The sequence below is a fragment of the Allocoleopsis sp. genome, from assembly GCF_036703385.1.
GTDB lineage: Bacteria > Cyanobacteriota > Cyanobacteriia > Cyanobacteriales > Coleofasciculaceae > Allocoleopsis.
In genome coordinates, this window is the sequence record NZ_DATNPA010000235.1 from 1 (window position 1) to 3,753 (window position 3,753).

A 3,753-nucleotide genomic window follows, 5' to 3' on the forward strand; every position below is an offset into this window, starting at 1 on the left:
GTTTCAGAGTGCCTTGAAGCGCCTGATGGAAGGTCATCCAGTGGGGTCAGCCCTAGAGTTTTTCAACCAACGCTATGCGGAACTCTCCTCTGACCTCAGTAGTGTACTAAACGAGATAAAGTTTGGTGAAGAGGTTCATCACTTGTCTTTAGCTGGTATGTGGACAGCTAACAACGATGCCCGCAGCTATACGATTATCGGCGACCCAGCCGTGCGGCTAGCTGTTGGTGATGTGACTACCGAGCGACCAGTCCTTGAAGCAGTGACTTTGCAGTCTGCACCCGCAACACCGCTTCCAACTGGGGAAGCCGTCTTTGATGAATCTGTCTTGAAGCCAGCTCAGATGGACTTAATCAAATCTCTAGAACAATTTCTAGAGAAAGTCCAGCAAGTTCCAGCCCCTCAAGCCGAAAGACTTCAGGCAACGGTGTCAGATGTAACTAATCTACTTAATAAGTTGAGGCAGGAATGATAATAACAATTTCGGGAATCTTTGCGATCGCAGCTATTAACGTTGAGTATCCGCAAACCAAGTCCTGAAATTTAGATGCGAAAATGCTTCCTCTGAATGGCTCATACCAGTTTGAACCCGACAAAATCCACAACTTAGAAAGCAGCGAGTTCATTAACAAATAGTAACCCATGAATGCCATTGAGTTTGAGATTACTATCCTTCGCAGATCTAACGAGTGCTGGCCAATTGTTGTAAGAACCAGACAACTGGATGGGCTAACCACCCACACTGAAGGAAGCCTTCAGCTTACTGAAGATGACTGGAGCAAGCTGAGAATAGAGCAGGAAAACGAGAAGGAATATGGCAAACTACTGGGTCAAGCAGTCTTTCGCAATGAGGTGCGCGATGCCTTTATACGTGCCTACAGTAACAGTAAGAGTAGTCAGAACTGTCGTCTGCGGATTTTGCTCTCTATTGAAGTCGATAACACAGATGAACTGAGAACCTTGCATTGGCACAGGTTGTGCGCTCCTATTGATGCTGACGGGGCTTGGAATCTTTTAGTTCGCGACCAGCGAGTACCCTTTTCCCTCTACATTCCCACTATTATAGATCGCCGCTTTTCTCCCATAGGAAGGCGTGATTTACGGGCACTGGTGCTGATAGCAAATCCATCTAATTTAGAGAAATACCGGTTAACTCCTTTCGATGACAAGGATGTCCTCAATAAGGTGAAGTTAGCTCTCGGTGGCATTCCTTGCAAATTCCTGGCAAATATCAACAATGAAGATGTTATCGGACCACCAACGCTAGAAGAACTGTCTAAGCAAATAACGGACGCCTCCGCCGCTTACACCATAATACATATAGTCTGCCACGGTATGTTGATCAAGGATGGGGATCGAGATACCGTTCTCTACTGGGCAACCAAAGATAATCAAGTCCAGACTGTTCGGGGAACCCAATTAGTGCAGGAACTTAAGAACATAGGGGAACGTAGAGGCTTGCCTCACTTAGCCTTCCTGTGTACCTGCGAGAGCGCTCCTCCAGAGGCAGAACGGGCATTAGGCGGACTAGGTCAGCAATTGGTACGCCATTTGGGAATGCCTGCTGTGGTGGCGATGACCCGCAAGGTCAGTGTCACGACAGCCCTTGCTCTCGGAGAGCGCTTTTACCAACGATTGGGAGAACATGGTGAGGTAGACTTGGCGTTGCAAGAGGCGACTGCCGGATTAGGAGACCGCCACGATATCACTGTCCCAGCCCTGTTTAGCCGCTTGGGGGGACGACCTCTGTTTAGCGATCGCTTGGAGGGTCGGGAGTTGAGCGAGGCAGAAATTGAGGATGGTATTGAGGAGTTCGGGAAGCTGATCGAAGAACGGGCTCCTCATGCATCTGCGCTGAAGAAGGAGTTTGAAGAGCAGGCAAAGAAACTGAAATACTTACGAGGCTCGGAGATTCCCTCAGCCAAGCCGCAACGACAGGATGCTTTATGTAAACTCAACATTCTCTGTAACCAAGTACTCGAAATCGGCTTCGACGCACTAACCGCCCTAGGGAAGAAACCCCCAGAATACGAGGCAGAGTGTCCTTTCCCCGGTTTGTCTTCCTTTAAAGAGGAAAAGTACCACAAATTCTTCTTTGGTCGTGATGAACTGATTAAAGAGCTGCATCAAAAACTGAAGGAGGATAACTTCTTAGCCGTGCTAGGTGATTCGGGCAGTGGCAAGTCCTCGGTAGTGCTAGCGGGATTAATTCCCAAGCTTCAGCAGGAAAAACCAGACTTGCAGATGGTATACCTGAGACCGGGAAGTGAGCCTTTAGAACAACTACATGTTAGTCAAGCTAAAGCATCAGGGCAGCCTACAGTGTTTGTGGTGGATCAATTTGAGGAACTGTTTACCCTCTGTAGCGATGAAAGTCAGCGCCGAGGCTTCATCGACCAGTTGTTGCAGCTTGCCGAGCACCAGAACGTTACGATTACGATGCGCTCGGATTTTCTGGGTGAGTGTACTCGCTACTCTGCTCTAAGGGAGCGGATGGAAAAAAGACAAAAGTTGATTGGGGCAATGGAGCCTACTGAGCTGGGTATTGCAATGAAGAGGCAGGCAGACGCGCCGCGTCTGGAGTTTGAAGAGGGTCTCAGCAATGCCATTTTAGCGGAGGTTGAACAAGAACCAGGAAGGATGCCGCTGCTACAATATGCATTGCAGCAATTGTGGGAGCGACGATGGGGGCGGTGGTTGTGTTATGAGGAGTATGAAGAGATTGGAGGAGTTCAGAAGGCGATTGCAACGACGGCTGATGCTTTCTACAAGGGGTTGTCATCCAACGACGAGCAAGAGCGAGTCAAGAATATCTTCGTGCGCTTAACCCGTTTGGATGAGAATGCCAAACAGGAAAAGGAACGACGGAACACGCGGCGGCGAGTCAAGCTGGAAGAACTAGTGCCGGCTGGAGAGAACTTGAATCAGATCAAGGAACTCGTGAAGCGCTTGGCTGATGAAGGGGCACGCTTGGTAGTGACTAGTCAAGATCTGGCGACAGGGAAAGAAGAAGTAGAAATCGCCCATGAAGCGTTAATCCAGCACTGGAGTTCTTTGCAGAATTGGTTGGAAAAAGACAAACTTAATCTGCAATTGCGGGAGAAGGTTACTCAGGCAGCATTAGAGTGGAAACAACATAAAGGAAAGGAAGACTATCTATCTCATCGAGGAGAACTCTTAAATCGTGCTGAGGCGTTACTGCGACAACCCAAGTTTTTGAACCAGATTGAAACTGACTATGTAGACGCTTGTGTGAAATTGCGCGATCGCCAGTCGAGGGAACAGAAACGACAGATACGAGTACTGCTTGGGCTGCTTATTACCGCAGTGGTTACAGGTGGTTTTGCCTTCATTGCATTTGTCTATGCTCTCTATCAATTGCAGCAGGCACAACGACAGAAGGTAGAACAGTTAGCCGCAACCGCAGAATCCCTGTTAGCGACCCAATCTGGGGAGGCAACTTTCAACGCGATCGCGTCAACCATTTTCAGCCAAGACTGGTTTGTTCAGTTGCCCGATCGCCCTCCATTTCTGACCACTAAAAGTAGTTTACTGAATGCAATTTGGGAACCTAAAAAAATAAATAGCTTCTCGCATGATACAACTGTCAATTCTGTTGCCTTCAGCCCAGATGGACAGATGATTGCCAGTAGTAGTGAAGATAAGACGGTGCGCTTGTGGAATTTTAGAACAGGTGAGTTAATCGGTAAACCTTTGCAGCATGATAGTGCTGTCACATCCGTTGCCTTTAGC

General features: G+C 48.3%; 1 protein-coding gene and 1 pseudogene. Both read left to right on the plus strand.

From position 1 onward, the window contains the following. Window positions 1-472 (plus strand): annotated as a pseudogene (locus tag V6C93_RS11470) (hypothetical protein); the annotation flags it as partial. A gap of 170 nt (window positions 473-642) precedes the next feature. Next, window positions 643-3,753: CHAT domain-containing protein (locus V6C93_RS11475; RefSeq protein WP_333476792.1), on the plus strand; the 3,111-nt coding region annotated here is incomplete at its 3' end.